General features: G+C 42.2%; 12 protein-coding genes. 5 read left to right on the top strand and 7 right to left on the bottom strand.

Annotated features, from left to right (window positions below):
- The first annotated feature begins 2 nt into the window (after positions 1-2).
- Both N7E81_RS04660 and N7E81_RS04655 read left to right on the top strand, forming a co-directional pair.
- Positions 3-3,272: a translocation protein TolB gene (locus N7E81_RS04660; protein ID WP_263052120.1), complete on the top strand. Its 3,270-nt coding sequence runs from the start codon at positions 3-5 to the stop codon at positions 3,270-3,272.
- 67 nt (positions 3,273-3,339) lie between these two features.
- Positions 3,340-4,203, top strand: a complete 864-nt coding sequence (locus N7E81_RS04655) for a YicC/YloC family endoribonuclease (protein ID WP_263052119.1) — start codon at positions 3,340-3,342, stop codon at positions 4,201-4,203.
- 128 nt (positions 4,204-4,331) lie between these two features.
- Here N7E81_RS04655 and N7E81_RS04650 read toward each other — a convergent pair whose 3' ends face one another.
- From N7E81_RS04650 to N7E81_RS04640, 3 genes are all read right to left on the bottom strand, one after another.
- Positions 4,332-5,258, bottom strand: coding sequence for a DUF4249 domain-containing protein (locus N7E81_RS04650; RefSeq protein WP_263052118.1), 927 nt, complete (start codon positions 5,256-5,258; stop codon positions 4,332-4,334).
- 5 nt (positions 5,259-5,263) lie between these two features.
- Entirely contained in the window at positions 5,264-7,639 is a 2,376-nt protein-coding gene (locus tag N7E81_RS04645) for a TonB-dependent receptor (protein ID WP_263052117.1), read from the bottom strand.
- A 206-nt stretch (positions 7,640-7,845) separates the two neighbouring features.
- Positions 7,846-8,289 carry an iron chaperone gene (locus N7E81_RS04640; protein ID WP_263052116.1) on the bottom strand — a complete coding sequence of 148 codons (444 nt, stop codon included), beginning with the start codon at positions 8,287-8,289 and terminating at the stop codon, positions 7,846-7,848.
- A 259-nt stretch (positions 8,290-8,548) separates the two neighbouring features.
- Here N7E81_RS04640 and N7E81_RS04635 point away from each other — a divergent pair, with 259 nt between their 5' ends.
- The gene (locus tag N7E81_RS04635) at positions 8,549-9,676 is read left to right on the top strand and encodes a DUF2911 domain-containing protein (RefSeq protein ID WP_263052115.1); all 1,128 of its coding nucleotides are present in this window, start codon (positions 8,549-8,551) and stop codon (positions 9,674-9,676) included.
- A 136-nt stretch (positions 9,677-9,812) separates the two neighbouring features.
- Here the strand turns inward: N7E81_RS04635 and N7E81_RS04630 are convergent, their stop codons facing one another.
- Positions 9,813-12,017 (bottom strand): DUF748 domain-containing protein, encoded by a 2,205-nt coding sequence (locus tag N7E81_RS04630; protein ID WP_456101329.1) that lies wholly within the window; start codon positions 12,015-12,017, stop codon positions 9,813-9,815.
- A 164-nt stretch (positions 12,018-12,181) separates the two neighbouring features.
- Between N7E81_RS04630 and N7E81_RS04625 the strand changes: the two genes are divergently transcribed.
- Both N7E81_RS04625 and N7E81_RS04620 read left to right on the top strand, forming a co-directional pair.
- Entirely contained in the window at positions 12,182-12,409 is a 228-nt protein-coding gene (locus N7E81_RS04625; protein WP_263052113.1) for a Kazal-type serine protease inhibitor family protein, read from the top strand.
- A 51-nt stretch (positions 12,410-12,460) separates the two neighbouring features.
- Entirely contained in the window at positions 12,461-12,856 is a 396-nt protein-coding gene (locus tag N7E81_RS04620; RefSeq protein ID WP_263052112.1) for a DUF3703 domain-containing protein, read from the top strand.
- A 16-nt stretch (positions 12,857-12,872) separates the two neighbouring features.
- On the opposite strand, the gene N7E81_RS04615 is transcribed toward N7E81_RS04620, so the two are convergent.
- The 3 genes from N7E81_RS04615 to uvrA all read right to left on the bottom strand — a co-directional run bounded on the left by N7E81_RS04615 (position 12,873) and on the right by uvrA (position 19,200).
- A complete protein-coding gene (locus tag N7E81_RS04615; RefSeq protein ID WP_263052111.1) occupies positions 12,873-15,065 on the bottom strand; it encodes a bifunctional alpha,alpha-trehalose-phosphate synthase (UDP-forming)/trehalose-phosphatase in 2,193 nt (730 codons plus the stop codon).
- Positions 15,066-15,220: 155 nt separating this feature from the next.
- Entirely contained in the window at positions 15,221-16,387 is a 1,167-nt protein-coding gene (locus tag N7E81_RS04610; RefSeq protein WP_263052110.1) for an exo-beta-N-acetylmuramidase NamZ family protein, read from the bottom strand.
- Positions 16,387-19,200 carry an excinuclease ABC subunit UvrA gene (gene uvrA / locus N7E81_RS04605; RefSeq protein ID WP_263052109.1) on the bottom strand — a complete coding sequence of 938 codons (2,814 nt, stop codon included), beginning with the start codon at positions 19,198-19,200 and terminating at the stop codon, positions 16,387-16,389. The genes N7E81_RS04610 and uvrA overlap by 1 nt, the downstream gene beginning before the upstream one ends.
- Positions 19,201-19,298: the final 98 nt, after the last annotated feature.

The raw sequence follows: 19,298 nt of genomic DNA, 5'->3' as shown, positions 1-19,298 counted from the left end.
GCATGCGTTTGAGGGTACTACTTATTGGCTTATTATTTTTCTCTGCTTTGGTGGCTTATGGTCAGGAGCATAGACAAATCTTTGGGCAAAATAGGGTACAATATAAGAGCTACGATTGGTACTACTACGGTACTGATGACTACGACATTCATTACTATGCTCAGGGAGAAGAATACGCTAAGTTGGCGTTAGATTATCTCGATGAAGAATACGATAAGCTTACCGACCTGATCGGCTACGCACCATTCTCCAAGACCAAGATTTTTATTTACAATTCACCCGTAGATCTAAAGCAAAGCAACATAGGTGTAGACGGAGCCACGTTTACTATAGCTGGGCAGACCAAGTTTGTAAAACTACAAGTGGAAGTGGCTTATCCTGGGAGTATTATAGATTTCAAAAAAGAGTTGAAATTCAGGTTGACCAGAATGCTGCTCGAAGACATGATGTTTGGCGGGAGCTTGGCAGAAATGTTTCAAAGTGCCTATTTGCTCCATTTGCCTGAGTGGTTTATCGGAGGTGCGTCTAACTATATGGCTTATGGTTGGAATGTAGAGATGGACGACTATATGCGTGATTTCTTTTCAAAAAAGAAAACCAAAAAACTCGATCGTCTAGAAGATGTCAGGGCACAGATGGTAGGGCAGTCGGTATGGAACTATATCGCTATGAAGTATGGCAAGAGCAATATGTCAAATATTCTGAATTTAACACGGATCATTAGAAATCCCGAACACAGTATTGCCAGTTCGTTGGGTATTTCCTTTAAGCAATTCAAATACGAATGGGCGGAGTATTACATCAACGCCAATGCCGGTTTAGAAGCGGCGTATGAAACTCCTGAGAAAGACAACAAACTGATTGGTAAAACAGGCAAAGTAGCTAAACTGACCAAAGTGCGCGTGAGCCCAGATGGTAAATACTTGGCGTACGCCAATAATTATAGAGGGAAGTACACGGTGAATGTTAGAAACCTAGAGAATGGCAAAGAGCGAACTGCGCTACACGGAGGCTATCATGTGATCAATCAAGAGGTAACCCTTGAACTTCCTATCATCGAATGGATCACAGAGACACAGTTGGGGATTATTCAAAACTGGTATGGGACTAATTATTTGGTCACTTATGATGTCCCCACCAGAACCAAGCAACGGAAGTCTTTAGTTCGGTTCAATCAAATTCAAGGAATTGGATTTAATGATAATGGAAAACTGGCAGTGATCAGTGCAGACATAAAGGGGCAAAACGATCTCTATCTGATTAGTATGAGAAGAAATGCTGTGAAACGACTGACCAAGGACAAATATGATGACTTGAATCCTAAATTTATTCCAGGTACAGATGCCATTGTTTTTAGTTCCAATAGACCCAGCGACACGCTCAATATTGCACTAGACAATATCAACGAGGCGTCGGATGTGTTGAACCTTTTTGCTTATGATTTGGATACCACGACTACCGTGGTACATCGTATGACCAACACGCTGAGCAACGACTATTATCCAGTGCCTGTGGATAGAGAAAATGTATTTTATCTCAGTGATCAAAAGGGGATTTATAACCTGTACAAGTATAATTTTTCAAATGGAATCTATAACCAGGTGTCCAATTTTAGCGCCAGCTTGCAAGAATACGACATCAATCGACAAACTCATGATTTGGCCTTTTTGATGCTCAACAACGGAAAGTCTAGAATTTATTTACATGAAAATTATAATCTGAATCAAACCACCTTTACACCTCCTACACTGAGAAATCAGCTGAAGCAGGTAGAGTTTATCCGAAATAGAAGGGCAAAAACAGCAACAGATGATCTGCCTCAGGAAGAGGAAGAAATAGAACTAGGAGAGGGCCTTTTTGATCTTGGCGAAGCACATGAAGCGAAAGAAGGCGAAGGGCTTCTTACTCAGACTGAAGAGGAAGACGAGGATGTGTTTATAGATACGGATGATTATCAGTTTGAGGATGATACAGAAGACGAAGAGACCGAAGGTGGTGGTTTTTCGTTTCTTTCTACGTATCAGAAAATGCAAAAAGAACCTAGCGTGACAGGACCCAATACTTATGAAACTACTTTTTCATCCAACAATGTAATTACAACCTTCAAGATCGATCCTATTAGAGGGTTTGGTATACTGATGGAGTATGAGATGAATGATGTCTTGGAAAATCATAAATTTTATGGAGGCTTTTTAGCAATCACGGATTTGCAGAGTGGAGACTTCTTTGCTGAATATAGGTATTTGAAAAACACCATTGACCTGATGGCACGATTCGATAGGAATGTGTATTTGGAAGAGCATTTCGACTATTTCTCTGGTAGAGGAGAAGAAATCATTCAGAAGTACAAAAAAAACACTTTTACCGTGGGGGCATCATTGCCACTCAGTGTAGCTACCCGGTTTGATATTCAACCGTTTATGACATTCACACATTTTTATAACCTTAATCCAGACGCACTATCGGGCAACTACCCTGCCACAGAACCCTATGCACTAGAGTCGCAAAACACATTTATGGGTATCCGAGCCAACTGGGTGTATGACAATACGCTAGCCAATGGTTTGAACCTTTATGAAGGCAGTCGAGCAAAAATTTCATTTGAGCATTTTCAGGGAGTTAACAACAACGATCGAACATTTAGCAACCTGACGGTTGATTTGCGTCGATATCAGAAAATATCTAGAGAGCTGATTATCGCTACGAGGGTGTATTATGGTCGTTCGTTTGGCAAGCACCCGAAGACCTACATGCTCGGAGGAATGGACAACTGGGTAGCCAATGATAGTGAAGATAATGGACAAGAAAGCTCGCCTTTGTACTTTAGCAATACCAAAGATAATACGGACATTCTCTTTACGGAGTTTGTGAATCTACGAGGGTTCGATTACAACAAATTCAGTGGTACTAATGTGCTTACTTTTAATGCGGAATTGAGATTCCCTATTGTTAAATATTTTTCTAGAGGCTCTATCAAATCCAATTTCCTAAGAAATTTCCAAGTCATCGGATTTTATGATTTAGGTTCGGCTTGGACAGGCAAGTCACCATTTAGCGACGACCATGAGGTCAATACTAAGGTTGTGAAAAAAGACAATTCTCCATTTGAGGCAGTGATTCGCACATCAAACAACCCATGGCTGGCCAGTTACGGATTTGGCCTCCGAACCGTCCTTTTAGGTTATTATGCCCGGTTCGATTTTGCTAAGCCTATGGCTGATTATCAAGTGGGAGACATGCATTTTTACCTCAGTCTTGGCTACGATTTCTAGCATACACACCGCTCAAATCAATTTTTTATATCGGCTTATTTGACGAATATTGCAGATGCTTAAATCTATGACTGGTTACGGCCATGCTTCGTTCGAGAATGATCGGATGAGCATCGATGTAGAGATCAAATCTCTGAATTCTAAATTTTTGGACATTTCTACCAAATTGCCTAAAGAAATTTCGGCACTGGAAAATGAAATCAAAAAGGTATTAACTGAAAAAATTGGTCGAGGCAAGGTCAATTTCATGATTGATATTTCTCTCAAAAATGGCGTAGGTAGTGCAGCCAAACTCAACACGACACTTTTCGAACATTACAAAAAAGAACTACGAGCCACGATTAGCCCAAACGAATTGTCGGACACTGATCTGGTCAAAGAAGTATTGAGGATGCCAGATATTTTTGATTACTCGGATACAGAAACAGATCTGGTAGACAAAGATCAATTGTTTGATTTGATCAATCAGGCGATTAAAGAGTGCGAAAAATTCAGAGCCCAAGAAGGGCAAGCGGCGGAAAATGCATTGGGGGTATTTGCCAAGCACATAGGTGAGCGATTGTCTCAGATCAAAGAGAAAGACCCTGAGCGTATAGTTGCTATCAAAGAACGAATCAACGAAAGTTTGTCTGAGTTAGCCGCTTCGGACAAAGCCGATCCTAACCGGTTTGAACAAGAACTGATTTACTACATAGAAAAACTGGATATTGCTGAAGAGATCATTCGGCTACAAAACCATATTTCTTATTTTCACGAGACATTGGCAGAAAAGGAGTCCCAAGGTAAAAAACTGGGTTTCATTAGTCAGGAAATGGGTCGGGAGATCAATACCATTGGCTCTAAAGCCAATAATTCTGACATACAGAAGCTAGTAGTAGATATGAAAGATGAACTAGAAAAAATAAAGGAGCAGGTGCTCAATGTGGTGTGATCCAATATAAGCAGCCTTTGGCTAGGCCACGGTGTATTAGAAATGCATAGCACATAGTATAATTTATTGTAATAAAAAGCCCAGACCTTCTGCCTGGGCTTTTTTAATCGAACTAAACTGCAAAATCTTTATTCATCCTTTGGGACTTGACTTTCATCGAGGACTGCACTTTTGCTCTCTACAGCAGATACACAAAAGAAGCCTACGACTAAGTCTTCTGATGTAGTATTTTCGATATTGGTGGGTACATTGCTAAGTGGTGTAGCGAAGAGAGCTCCAAAACCACCTTCTCTATTCGTTTGAATCTGCACCTCGCTCAAGAAGTTGTGAGCTGCTTCGGTGATCGAATGAATCTCCACATAGACCTTGTCTCCATCCAGATAAGGAGAGATCAACTCCTCCTCCTCATTGGTGTCATATGGATTGATGCTTTGGCGAATCGGAGGGATAAATGGCTCTCCATCAAATGTCGAACTTCTGTTGAACCCACCATCCCAAACCAAACTGATCTCAGAGGGTTTGTTTAGAAATACATCATTCTTATATGTTTTGATCCAATATTGGTCTCCTAGTCCTCCCAAATCGCTCGCCCATAACTCCGCAGAATAGTAAATCTCCTCGACACCAAAGGTCTTATCATTGTTATATTCAAAAGTGATACTGTCTACTTTAGGCACTCTGTTTTTAGTAGAGATGGCTGTATAGGTATTGCCTTCTGCCACCACAGTGAGTACATAATCGCTACCTACCATACCAAATCCGCTAGTGGCAGGTGTCCACACATAGTTGCCATTGCCCTGATCCACAAAATCGAATGAAGTACCCTGATCATCTGTAATATATACTTGCGCACCTGTCACACCTTTGGTGGCCGTGTTTTCAAAATAAGGAGCTGTTTTAGTCAGTCTCACTACCTGATCTTCCATTAGATCCGTGACCCATGCATCTACTACCAGTATTTCTGGTGCATCATCTAACTCTGGATATATCTGATCATCGCAGGCCGAAAAGATCGCTAGAGCGACGATTAGAATCGTATATAATTTGATATTCATCTGAATTAAAATTTAAAATTATAGGATATAGAAGGGATCATACTTCCAATAATAGAGACCTGACGGGCCTGCGTATCTACTGGCTGACCAGGAGCAAATCGCTCGTCAGCCTGAGTAAAGTAGATGGAGAATGGGTTTTTGGTACCAAGCACATTGTACACCGCAAACACCCAGTGACTGTGAAAGCGCTTCGGCTTTCCGTTTCTCCTGACTGTTTTGTTGTACTTGGTGGCCGAGAGATCCCATCGATAATAATTTGGTATTCGAAAATTGTTTCGTCCATCTCCATAGGCATATGGCACCACATATCCAGCCTGTTCGAATCGTGAGGTAGGGAAGGTAGTAGGCGTGCCTGTCACAAAGGTGAAATTGGAAGAGAACTGCCAGTTTTCATTTAGGTCATAAAAAGCCGCTAATTTAAAATTATGCAACTGATCATATCTTGTCGGATACCAGTCACCATTGTTGATGCCTTGCACTTGCAGTTCGGTACGTGCCACGGTATAGCTCACCCACCCCGTTAAGGCTCCTGTGTTTTTCTTGGCGTATAGCTCTAGTCCATAGGCACGACCATCGCCTGAGAGCAAATCTCCCTCGATGTATTCGTTGATAAGCAGTTCTGCTCCATCAATGTAGTCAATCTGATTTTTGGTTTTTCGATAATAGACTTCTGCAGAAAACTCCACATTATTTTCTGGCCCGAAATTTCGGAACCAGCCCAACGCGACCTGATGTCCTATCTGAGGTTCGATGTTGTTGCTACTGGGCGTCCACACATCGAGCGGATTGGATGCGGTGGTATTGGATACTAAATGGATGTACTGACTGGTCTTGTTGTAACTGGCTTTGAATGAGTTTTGATTATTCAATTGGTACTTGATAGAAAATCTTGGCTCAAAGTTGTGATAAGACTGCATTACTTCTCCAGTGCTATATGTAGCACTATCGATCAGTGGTTTTCTCACGCCGGGGATCGTATCTCCATAATAGAAGGCCGTACCAGACCCCAACAAGTTGAAATTGGAAAATCGCACACCATACTGTAGCTCTACGTCAGATCCTATTTTCTGATTGTTGGAAATGTATAAAGCCGTCTCGAGTGCATTTTTATTTGGTAAACTGGAATCACTCGCTTTACCTGCGTTCACAGAGTTTACATTAGCGGGCTCAAATTTGAAATACAAAGCCTCACCTCCAAATGAAATTTCATTATCGGGGTTAAGGAAATAAGTAAATTCTGGCTTGAAATCATAATTAAGCACCCGAGAACTCCACCGGAACTTGTCCAGCTCATCGTCTCCAAAGGCCAGCTCGTAATCATAATCGCTATAGAAGGTAGTAAAATTAGCAAACAAGCGATTTCCGAAAATGTGATTCCACCTCAGAGTTGCTGTACTATTGCCCCAATTAAAACCTTGATCTTTATCAAATTTGAAAACATCTCTACCGAAATACCCTGATAGGTATATTCGATTTTTGTCATTGATTTGCCAGTTGGTCTTTGCCGTAAGGTCATAAAAATTGAGTGCCGCACCGCCATCGAATACATCGGTAAATGGCTTGGCAAGTACGTCGATATAAGACCTACGACCTGCTAGGATAAAAGACGCCTTGTCTTTAACGATAGGCGCTTCCACGGCCAGTCGGCTAAATACCGTACCGATACCGCCCTGTCCTTCAAACTCTTTGACATTGCCTTCTTTCATGCGGATGTCTAGTACAGAAGAAATACGTCCTCCATACCGAGCTGGAATACCACCTTTGATCAGGTTTACATCTTTCACGGCGTCTGGATTAAACACGGAGAAAAAACCCATCAAATGTGAGGAGTTGTATACAGGAGCTTCGTCGAGCAGTACCATATTTTGTCCTACACTCCCACCACGAACGTTGAAGCCAGAAGCACCTTCGCCTACTGTAGCTACACCTGGTACCATTTGGATACTTCGTAGCACATCGGCCTCTCCCATAAATGATGGGATCTTCGTGATGGTTTCTATGTCTAGTTTATTGGTCGACATCTGAATACCCGATACATTGACATCCTCGGGATCACTAGAGATTACGATTTCTTCTAGCTGCTGACTTTCGGGAGGCAGTTCTATATCTATTCTTCGGTTTTCAGAAAGATCTACTTGCTGTGCCACAGGCAAGTAGCCAATATATCGATACTCTACTTCGTATTGGTCTGCGGGAAGGGTGATAGAATAAAATCCATATACATTAGTGATCACGCCTTGAGAGGTGCCTTTGATCAGCACTGTTGCACCGATGAGAGTCTCTCCATTACTTGCATCTTTTACATAGCCACTAATGGTCTGCTGTGCTTGAGCATAGAGCCCCAGACAAACTAATAGTTTGGCCAATAGAAATTTTTTCATTGAGTTTAGTGTAATTTTTATTTTAGTGTTTTTGACTTTTTGGTTTTTTTTGAGTCTTATCATCATTTCAAATGCGATTTAGAGAAAGACCCCTTTTATCACCAATAGGTTACCATTTCTTTTAAAAAATTTGGTTTTCCATTGTCATGGAAACCAAAATAGAATTTACCCCTACAAAGAATTTTAAATTTTGTGAATAATTCCGCCTATCTTCTTTTATGGGACTTTGCAAACGCAACAAAGGTATCCATATCTGTGGCAGCAATGGCTCGCCCGATGACTTCTAGTGGCAAATGTTCCAATTTTCTGAATCGCACACAGCTTTTACCCATGTCCAGTTTTTGGCCACTAGCGTGATAATCCATCTCAAAATTTTCTTTGAGCGATTTGTCACAATAGATTCCACTTAGATATACAGACATATGGTTTTTTTGAGATGCCAAGGCAGCATACATGAGGGGCTTTTTGTTGTAAGTGTCTGGATATATAGCAAGGGGTACTTCATAGCTGATCATACCCCAATTCATCCTTTCTTCTATGCCTTTCGGTAAATTTTCTAGAATGATCAATCGTACTTCGGAGATGGCCGATCGACGATCATCTGGCAGCGAGTCCAGATATTCCTCCACAGAGGTGGCTGTGCTTTGCATGGTGTGTACCGTTTAGTGTTCAATAAAATTAGTGCTTTAGTAGCAAAACAAAGATTGACCAATAGTCAAAAAAACGCACCAAAGATAAGGGTGCTGTAAAAAAGCGCCTAACAACTTCTTGCAGAAACTAAAAATCAAATAGAGCCCTTAAGTCTTTCCTTTCTCATTAGAAAAGACACCTCCCATCACAAAATTTGAGCATTAAGGTAAGGTGGTCGTTTATAATACTTGTTAAAATGTCAAAACAAAACCATTAATCATGATGAACACAAAAACTATCCAATCCACAGTATTGACAGCTGCACTCGTTGTGCTGCTGTGTTGGCAAGTGACTGCACAAGTCACGCTTCCAAGGGGAGTGAGTCCAGCGGCCAAGCTCGAGCAAACCATCGGTATTTCTACCGTTACCATCAACTACTCCAGGCCACGGGTAACTTTCAATGGCCAAGATCGCACTGGCCAAATCTGGGGAACACTAGTCCCTTGGGGATTTGATGCTGTTTCTTTTGTAGACGGTCGAAACATCCCATGGCGTGCAGGAGCCAATGAAAATACAATTATTACTTTTTCTGACGAGGTGAAAATAGAAGGCAAAAGTCTCGCTGCGGGGTCTTATGGCCTGCACATGGCTGTCTATGAAAATGGAAAAGCCACTCTTATCTTTTCCACCAATACCTCCTCTTGGGGTAGTTTCTACTACGACGAAAAAGAAGATGCCCTACGTGTGGAAGTACAAACAAAAGAAACTACTCCAACAGAAGTACTTACCTACGATGTGATTGCCATGGACAACTCTAGTGCAACTATCGCTCTGAAGTGGGAGAAAAAAGCTATTCCATTTAAGGTGACTTATGATGTTCACGAGATCGTACTGGCTAATTTCCGAGAAGAGCTTAGGTCCGTTCCTGGTTTTGGCTGGCAGGGACTCAATCAAGCAGCTCAATACTGTGCACAAAACAACATCAATCAGGAAGAAGCCATCCAATGGATAAATCGCTCCATTGCCAACAACAAAAATTTTAACAATCTATCGACCAAAGGGCAACTACTCACTCAACAGGGCGCAATAAAAGAAGCAGACGCACTACTGGCAGAGTCTGTGGCTATTGCCAATGTAGGGCAGCTCAATTTTCTAGGGTATCAAATGATCGGTCAGCAGAAGTATGACAAAGCCATCGAGTATTTTGTATTAAACGCCAAACGAAACCCTAAAAATGCCAACTGTTGGGATAGCTTGGGTGAGGCATATAAAATCAAAGGGGACACAAAAAACGCTATTAAAAACTTGAAAAAATCGCTGTCGATGAACCCGCCAGCCAATGTGAAAGCCAACTCCATTAAGCTGTTAAAAGAACTGGGTGTAGATACCAGTGCTTACGAATCTTGAGGAGTGCTGGTAGGAGCTGAGCTGCTGGTCTTGTGAGTATATACCTGATAGGTTTTCAAAACCTGTCAGGTATAACCCTACCGACAGCTCCTTCGTCGTCTTGGAGAATGACGCGATGATTTAGACACCACTTTTCCTAATCCTCTTCTTTGAGGCCGTACTTTACTTCAAATATAGGTCGACTTCCTATGTTTTTAGGTTCGGTTTCTTTGGCTATGTGGAGTTTGATATTGGTAGAGTCCGAAGTGGCTTTGAGGTATTGTGACAAGCTTTCGTATCTGAATTGGTTGTACTTGGTATAGATTGTATCTACAGTAGCCTTATCCATGATCAGCAAACAGCTCTCGCTGACAGAAAGCGTATCCCGTCCCAGCCGCCCGATCACATACTGCTCAAACGCCTCCTGATCTCGCTTATAGTTTTGTCCTGTTTTTTTGTTGAAATCACTACCTACTCGATCTCTGGCGATAGCTTCTTTTTCCAGTTGAACATCATTGTAATACACCAAGTCTATCGACAATTCAGGCTTTTTGGTTTCTAGCGTTATGAGCAGATCTAGTTGTTTTTTCTTTTTATCAGAAAAAGTAGAATCCATGTAATCGTATTTGATCTCTTTGAGATCTTGTGGGTTGCCCCCTACAAAACCAACCAACATTTTGCCCGGTGCGGCGACTACTTTAAATATTAGGTTGTTGAGTGTTTTCCACACGATCTTGCCCACACTTACATCTGGATCATCCAAGTTGCCTTTCAATGGTACATCGAGCGTAATCACGCCTTCTTTATCCTTGAGCAAAAACAGCGCAAGCTTGAGTGGCAAATCATGCAACCCTTTGGTTTTGTTGCCCAACTCTACATGTCGAATGATCAGCTTGTTTTCGCTCACCAGTTGGTGGTTTTTGATTTCGGTATGCGACTTATAGTACATATCGCCATACAATATTGGGAATCCCATATAATAGCGAGAATAGATATTGAGATCACTCAGCATAAAATCGCTAATGGTATAGTCCAAAGTCAAATCCATGGGGTTGGTTGGGTCTATGCCCAATTCAGCTACTAGTTTCCCTCTGTCATTCAGTACCATATTTGCTTGTGCGACTACCCAGTGCGTTTCACTATCTACTGTGTCTACTGCCAGTTGCATTTGATTTAGATGATAGACGAACTCGTCGCCTGTACGGCTATCGGTATATTCTAATACACCGTCTTCTACCCTAATCGTATGGATGGTATAATAGACCGGTGCTGCTGGTGTAGCGATAGAATCTACTACTACTGGCTCAACGACTACTTCCTTCTCTTGTATGGTGGTGTCTGTAGGCATGGCGTGCGCCAAAAATTCAACAAAATTGTTAGACGAATCAAATAACTCAAAATGAATCGTAGGCTTGGTCAGAATCACAGAATCTACCACAAAACGATTGGTGGCCAGATCCGCTTCTGTCAGTGTCACTTTCAGGTTATCGAATTTAACCAAGGGTAGAGCCCCTACATCCTCTAGTACAAAATGCTGTAAACCAAACCTACCATTGATATCTACCTGTTCGACTGCATTGATGTTGCCAGTTACATTCAACGCGAGGTCGATTGCGCCATCCAACTTGCCCAAAGTAATATATTTGGTCAAAAACTTTTCGTAACCGCCTATAGCCAAATCATGAATCATCACATGCGCTTCGAAGTCACTGGTTTTTGGATTGAAATCCACCTGAGATTGAAAATATCCACCATTAGTAAAATCAAACTTTAACCCCGCCTCGCTGCTATTCGCTTGGTTCAGCGCAATAAAAGGCACAAAGAAGTTAATGTTTTTGAGCTCCATGACCTCTTCCGTACCTCTTTCTTGGAGGGTAAACAAAGCGTCTTTCAATTCCATATTGGAAAGTATAATCGCCATACCAGACTCTTCTGTTTGTACAGCCGTGTCTATAGGTACTTCTATTTCTGTAGTATCGCTGGATTCGAAATGAGCCACAATGTCATCGAAATTAAAACTAGAATCGGATTTGATCACACTGATCGTAGAACCTGCCAGATAAAGCTGTTCTAATACAAACTCATGGTTCATTAAGCGATAAAGCTCTAAATCCACCAATAAAGTATCTAAGCCCACAAAAACAGTTGCCCCATCGGGTTCATATACTTTAAGGTCGAAAATTTCTACCGTACTGGTAAATAGGTTGATATCGATGTCATCTATATCAATAGATCTGCCTATCCACTTTTCACTGTTTTTTATGGCCACCTGACGTACTATTATAGGTAGTATGATCAAAGCAATAGCTATCAGTACAAGTGCTATCATAGAAACTATCTTTAGGCTTTTCTTTATAGGCATTTGGCTTCTTGTTTGTCTGATGTATACTCACGAAGATAAGACCCTCTAGGGCATAAGTAAGAGCTGAAGTACAAATTCTTACTCCTTTTTGCATTCATTATGACAAAATACTTTCCATTTTAAGTCGTATTTTAGACTTTTCATTATGAAATAAACCCATGCTTATGAAACTCTTTAGCACCTTATTATTGGCCATAGTCTTTCTCATGGCATCTAAATGTGACGAAGAAAAGAATGCAGAATCTTGTATAGACGAGTCTCTAATCAATCCCAATGGTATATGTACCTTAGATTACACTCCTGTCTGTGGCTGCGATGGCAAAACTTACGCCAACGCTTGCCAAGCCAAACATGCAGGACTCCTCCACTGGGAAGCAGGAGTGTGTAAATAGCCAGTTTATACAAGCCATTATTCTCTGAGTGATTCATCTTTGTCAGAAAAAATGAAGTTGAATTTTCGAATGCCAGATGAGCTAAAGAGTTTTTACCAAAAAGAAATAGAAACATATCATAGAGCCCTAGCAGATTTGGATTATCCTAAAGCCTGGCACCATTTAGAGCGTGCACACATTATTGGTCAGCGCTACGCATGGCCTCATACCGAAACTCATTCGTACATGCTCTATCTAGGCTTTCGCCAAAAAAAGGTGAAAGAAGTACTGGGTCAGGCCTTACGCTTGATACTGGGCGCTCCTTTTTCTTTGATTGGTCAAATCCCAGTAGGTAACGTGGGCAGTACGCGAGTGTCTATGATCAAACGGCAACGGATACCCACAGACATTCAAGCGATGTTTTCAAAAACAAATAATTTAAACGGAAACTTTAGAGAGCTACGCTAGGGCGCTCTCTTTTTCTTTAACTCACCATTCGCTTGAGCAAGCCTCTGACCTCTTCAAAATTTGTCACGCTAAATTTTGCAGAGGAATTGGTGCTACCCACCTTGATGGTATAGGCCTTTGGAGGCATCGCTTTAAAGGTATCCTCGTCCGTCCAATCGTCGCCAATAGCCATAATAAAGTCGGCGTCTTCATAGCGTTTCATCCAATTGCGAGCTGCACGGCCTTTGTTGATTTCCGTGCTTTTGATTTCTACAACCATATCGCCTTCGAGTACTTGTAGGTTCTGATTGGAAGCAAGGTATTTCAAGTGACTAGTTAGTTCTCGGGTACGCAGTTCGCCCAGACCAGTCTCTACCTTTCGGTAATGCCAAACTAGCGAGTAGTCTTTTTCCTCTACAAACGACCCAGGTGTACGTGCTACATAGCCCTCTAGTACTTTTCTGATGTCTGCTTTCCACACATCTGTGAGGGTAGTTATCGTGTGCCAATCTTCGCCTTTGCCTCGAAGCCAAACACCATGCTCTCCAATCAAGTCCACTTTCGAGAGGTTGAACCAATTGGCTAAGGTATCCTTATCTCTGCCACTGATAATCACCACATGCGAATTCTTAAACTTAGTTAGCCCATTGATGATACTGTACAAATCTTCGTCAGGTTTGGCATCTTGAGGGTCGCCATAGAAGCCTTGAAGTGTACCATCATAATCTAGAAAGATCAGTGGTTTTTTTGCTTCCTTATAACTTGTCTTTAAGGCAATTTCTGACTGTTCGTCAAGTCGTTTAGTTGTCAATGCTTTTTGTTCGGTTTTCACTACGGATAATCTGTTCATAAATAAATCCACCCAATTGTAAATGTTATATCGCTTCAGGGTGCTTTGCATCACTTTCATGCGTTGGATTTGTTCTTTTTCGTCCATTTCCAAAGCTTCGCGAATGGCCTCCACCATTTGTTCACGGTTGTTTGGGTTGATCAACAATGCATCCGAAAGCTCCTTGGATGCCCCTGCCATTTCGCTTAGTACAAGCACGCCTTTTTTGTCGAGCTTGCTGGCAATAAATTCCTTACAGACTAGGTTCATTCCGTCTCGCATAGGACTCACTAGGCAGACATGTGCCATGCGATAAAATGCCGATAAGGCATGCAGAGGAAACGAACGATAAAAATAATGTATGGGTGTCCAGCTGAGCTGTGAGTACCGACCATTGATACGACCCACCAATAGGTCTATTTCTTCTTTTAGTTCCTTGTATTTTCCTACCTGATCACGCGACGGAACCACCACCATCAGCATAGACACTTTTCCTTTATACTCGGGATAGCGCTCTAGCAATTTTTCAAATGCCTTCAGTCGTTGTGGGATACCTTTGGAGTAGTCCAACCTATCGATACATAAAATGAGTTTCCCTTCTCCAATACTGGTCCGGTAGCGCACTTCACGCTCAAGTGTTTCAGGTTCGGCGGCAGTTTGAGCATACTTGTCGTAATCGATCCCCATAGGAAGTGCATCCGCTACAATCTGACGATTGTTGTAGTTGATGTGGCCGTGCTCATTGCCCACACCAGCCAATCTACTCACTGACGATAAAAAATGACGGGTATCGTCGTAGGTATGAAACCCTAGAAAATCTGCACCCAACATGCCCAAAAGTAACTCTCTTCTCCATGGCAATAACCTAAATGACTCGTACGATGGAAATGGGATGTGCAAAAAGAAGCCTATCGAAATATCTGGTCGCTCCTTACGCACCAGTGCTGGCAAAAGCAACAGTTGGTAATCGTGAATCCAAATGGTATCTTTTGGGTTGGCGTTTTTTATAATTTGATCAGCAAATTTCTGATTCACCTTCTTGTAGGCTTCCCAGTATTCATGTTTAAATTCTGAAAACTGATTGAAATAATGAAAGTTAGGCCAAAGGGTCTCGTTGGAGAACCCCTCATAGTAAAGCTCTATGTCCTCGTCTGTCAAAAAAACTGGCGCCATGTTTTGCTCGCTCAGTTCCTTCTTGGTTTGCGATTCTTCGGCTTTAGTGTTTAATACAGCGCCAGGCCACCCCAGCCATATATTTTCTCCTTGCTTGTAGATAGACCCAAGACCCGTGGCTAGGCCTCCTTCACTTGGCGTGAATGCCAATTTTCCATCTTCCTTTATGATTCTAACTGGCAGTCTGTTCGATACAATAATCGTTTTAGGCTTTTGCTTAGTGGGCATATTTTTGTTTTGAATGAATTTTGGTTGATTCTCCTCGAAAGGTAATCGAGAAATAATTAACACCGCTCACCCATTATGGAGAGCTGTTTTATCTTTTTTGAACCATTTAGGCTTCAAAATTAACGATAAAAACTAAGTAGTTTGTAAACAGTAAATTAATAGATCATTATTTCAGCACGTTTTTCTAAATATGCCGACATTTGAGACGATTCTAGGCTTCGGAGATCAGCAACACTACCATTGGATTCTATCCATTTTCGTATCTGGTCTGTACCATTAAGAATATCTATTGGCAAGAGGTCTTCTTCGTATTCATAAGGTGGTTGTTTCCATAAAAAAGTTGATCCAAGATGCTGGTAAAACTCTCGACAAAGCACCTGGCCTACATGCCATGGAGAAAAAGCTTCGAAGTCAGTGATATGGATCTGATAGCCATGACAAACCTGTCCTGCATGCTTTTGAAAGGTGGGCATGAAAGAAACTGGTCGAAGCACAAACCCTGTTAAACCTTCTGATTGAAAAATAGACTTAAGTTGATCTAGCAATTGATAATTGGCAAGAGCGGGATGACCCACGGTTTCCAAGCTCTTGGTGGTTCCTCGTCCTTCAGAAATATTAGTGCCTTCGAAAAGCACAGTCCCCACGAAAGAAAAAGCCGTTTCAGCATTGGGTAGGTTGGGAGATGGTAGTACCCAAGGCAATTGCGTATCCTTGAAAAACATGTCTCGTTTCCAGCCTTGCATAGCTATTACCCTTAGGTTGCAATCGATACCCCAGTGCTTTTTAGCCATTAATGCCACTTCACCCATGGTCAGCCCATGCCGCATGGGTAGTTCGTGTCGGCCAACGAAAGATCGATAATTAAGGTCTAGTATGTTGCCTTCTATCTTCAAGCCGCCGATAGGGTTGGGGCGATCCAGTATGATTACCTCCACGTCATTTTCGGCGCAAGCCTCCATCATGTAGGTCATGGTGTAGATGTAGGTATATACACGCGTGCCCACATCCTGTAGGTCGATCAGCACATGATCCAGTCCTTGGAGCATCTCGGCTGTGGGTTTTCGAGTATCGGAGTAGAGACTATAAACGGGTAGGTCGTAATGGCTGTGATGGAAATGGTTGGACTCCACCATGTTGTCTTGCACATCGGCAAAAAGTCCATGCTGTGGCGAAAATAATTTTTTGAGTCGCGAGCCAAAAATAGATTTGACTATATCAATACCATGATTATAGTTGATATCTACCGAAGCGGCATGACAGAGATAGCCGATATTGCCTTTGATCGATAATTCATGGAGTAGGGATAGGCCTGTTTTTGTCATTATATTTTATCCTTCAGGTATTTCGCTGTATGGTTGTTTTCTAGCTTGACCATCTCTTCTGGAGTGCCAGCAAAGCATAGCTCGCCACCTTGATCACCACCATCAGGACCCAAGTCTATGATCCAGTCGGCCGATTTAATAATCTCCATGTTGTGCTCGATGATCACTACCGAATTGCCCTGATCCACAAGGGCATTGATGCTGTCAAGAAGTTTTTCGATGTCTTTGAAGTGCAAGCCTGTAGTGGGTTCATCAAAGATGAAAAGTATTTTCTCTTTGTTGTGACTTTGGCCTTTGCCAAGAAATGATGCCAGCTTGACACGTTGTGCTTCTCCACCACTTAAAGAATTGGACGACTGACCCAACTTTACATAACCCAACCCTACATCGTCGAGGGGCTGTAGTTTAGACACAATGGCTTTTTGGTCGGCAAAAAAGCTCAAGCTCTCTTCGATACTCATATCCAATATGTCAGAGATGTGCTTGTCTTGATAGGTCACTTCCAAGATTTCTTCTTTAAATCTTTTGCCCTTGCATTCATCGCAGGTCAAATGAAGGTCGGCCATAAACTGCATTTCAATTTTTACCTCACCTTCACCCTGACAGGTTTCACATCTACCTCCATCTACATTGAAGGAGAAATGGGCAGGTTTTAAATTTCTTTGTTTGGCCACAGGTTGGTCGGCATAGAGCTGACGTATGGCGTCGTAGGCTTTGACATAAGTCACAGGGTTGGATCGAGAGCTACGCCCTAGTGGATTTTGGTCGATCATTTCCATGCGTTGGATCATTTTGTAGTCGCCATCCAAGCCTCCAAATTTCCCTGTTTCTTCACCCGTAGTCCCTACTATTTTGCCTAGTGCTGGGTACAGTATTTTTCTAATCAGTGTAGATTTTCCTGACCCACTTACGCCAGTTACCACCGTCAATACGCCCAGTGGAATCGACACATCAATTCTTTTGAGGTTATTTTCTCTGGCTTCAAGCAAATCTATGCTGTGTGACCAAGGTCTTCTTTTGCTAGGTGTGGGGATAAATTCCATTCTGTTGAGAAATCTGGCCGTAACCGAGTCTTTTTCTTCGAGAATAGCGGCCCAGTCACCCTGAAAAACCAATTCACCACCATGAATACCCGCCGCAGGCCCAATGTCTATAATCTGATCAGCACGCTTCATGACTTCTTCTTCATGTTCTACTACGATTACGGTATTGCCTAGACGCTTCAGCGTTTCCAGGACATTGCCCAAGCGAGCCGTATCCCGTGGGTGCAAGCCAATACTAGGCTCATCCAAGATATACATGGAACCGACCAAGGCACTTCCGAGCGAAGTTGCCAGTTTGATTCTTTGGTATTCTCCGCCCGACAGGGTAGAAGTCAATCTATTAAGCGTGAGATAGCCGAGCCCTACCTCTTTCATATAGCTTAATCGGTTTTGTATTTCTTTCAAGATACGTTTAGCTACTTTCTGATCAAAGTCACTCAGCTCGATCTGCTCAAAAAACATCAATGCTTTATCGATCGGCATTAAAACCAATTCTGAAATGGTTTTGTCTCCTACTTTGACATAAAAAGCATCTTTTCTCAAACGAGTGCCTTTGCAGTCAGGGCAAGTGGTTTTTCCGCGATAGCGAGAGAGCATCACGCGGTATTGTATTTTGTGTAGTTGGGATTCTATAAAAGCATAAAAGGCATTCAGTCCTTCAAATGCGCCCGTGCCTTCCCAGAGTAAATTGTATTCGTCTTCCGACAAATCTTTGACTGGACGATGCAATGGAAAATCAATGTCGTGCGCCATATGCAAGAGGGGTTGAAGCCACTTTTTCATAGTCTCACTCCTCCATGGTACAATAGCCCCTTCGTATACCGATAGATTTTTGTCAGCAATAACCAAGTCAGGGTCTATACCCAATACTTTTCCAAACCCCTCACATTTGCGACAAGCTCCATAGGGATTGTTGAAACTAAAGAGGTTGACTGATGGCTCTTCGAACGTCATGCCGTCGAGCTCAAACCGGTCTGAAAACTTTCTAATCTCACCAGTTCTGAAGTGAATGTGGCAATCGCCATGTCCTTCGAAGAAAGCCGTCTGTACCGAATCTGATAAACGAAAAGTGGCATCTTCATCCTCTTTACTCACACTGAGCCTATCAATAAGAATATCTACTTTGGATGGATCTATTTTTTGTGGATCTAAATCTTCGATCTGCTCCAGTACTCCATCTACCAATATTCGGGTAAACCCTTTACTCAGTAAGATGTTGAACTCTATGGCTAAAGTTCTGTCTTCGGTCAGGGTGAGTGGTGAGCAGACCATAAATTTGGTGCCTTCATCGTAGGTGTTTACGGCATTGACTACGGATGAAACCGTATCTCTTTTGACTGGCAAACCACTAACAGGTGAGATAGTTTGTCCGATGCGGGCATAGAGCAATTTGATATAATCATAAATCTCCGTGGTGGTGCCTACAGTAGATCGAGGGTTTCGTGTGTTTACTTTTTGCTCAATGGCCACGGCTGGCGACACGCCTTTGATGTAGTCCACCTCTGGCTTTTCCATCCGACCTAGAAACTGTCTAGCATAGGAACTGAGACTTTCCACATATTTTCTTTGCCCTTCAGCAAATAGCGTATCGAAGGCCAATGACGATTTTCCAGAGCCTGAAAGGCCTGTGACTACCACGAGCTTGTTTCTAGGAATGGCTACGCTCAGGTTCTTCAGGTTATTGACTCGCGCACCTTTGATGATGATAAAGTCCCTAGGGTCTAGTTGATCAATATTTTTAGCTACCTGGTTTTCTAATGTTTCCGCCATCGACAGTGATTTTTTTACAATCCGCAAAGATAGAGATACGGCAGTCAAAAAGCACAGGATCAAAAAATATAGATTTTTTTACCGAACTTTGTCACAAA

The organism is Reichenbachiella carrageenanivorans, from assembly GCF_025639805.1.
Taxonomy (GTDB): domain Bacteria; phylum Bacteroidota; class Bacteroidia; order Cytophagales; family Cyclobacteriaceae; genus Reichenbachiella; species Reichenbachiella carrageenanivorans.
The sequence above is the reverse complement of the archived record's forward strand: the minus strand, read 5'-3'. Positions and strand labels throughout refer to the sequence as shown.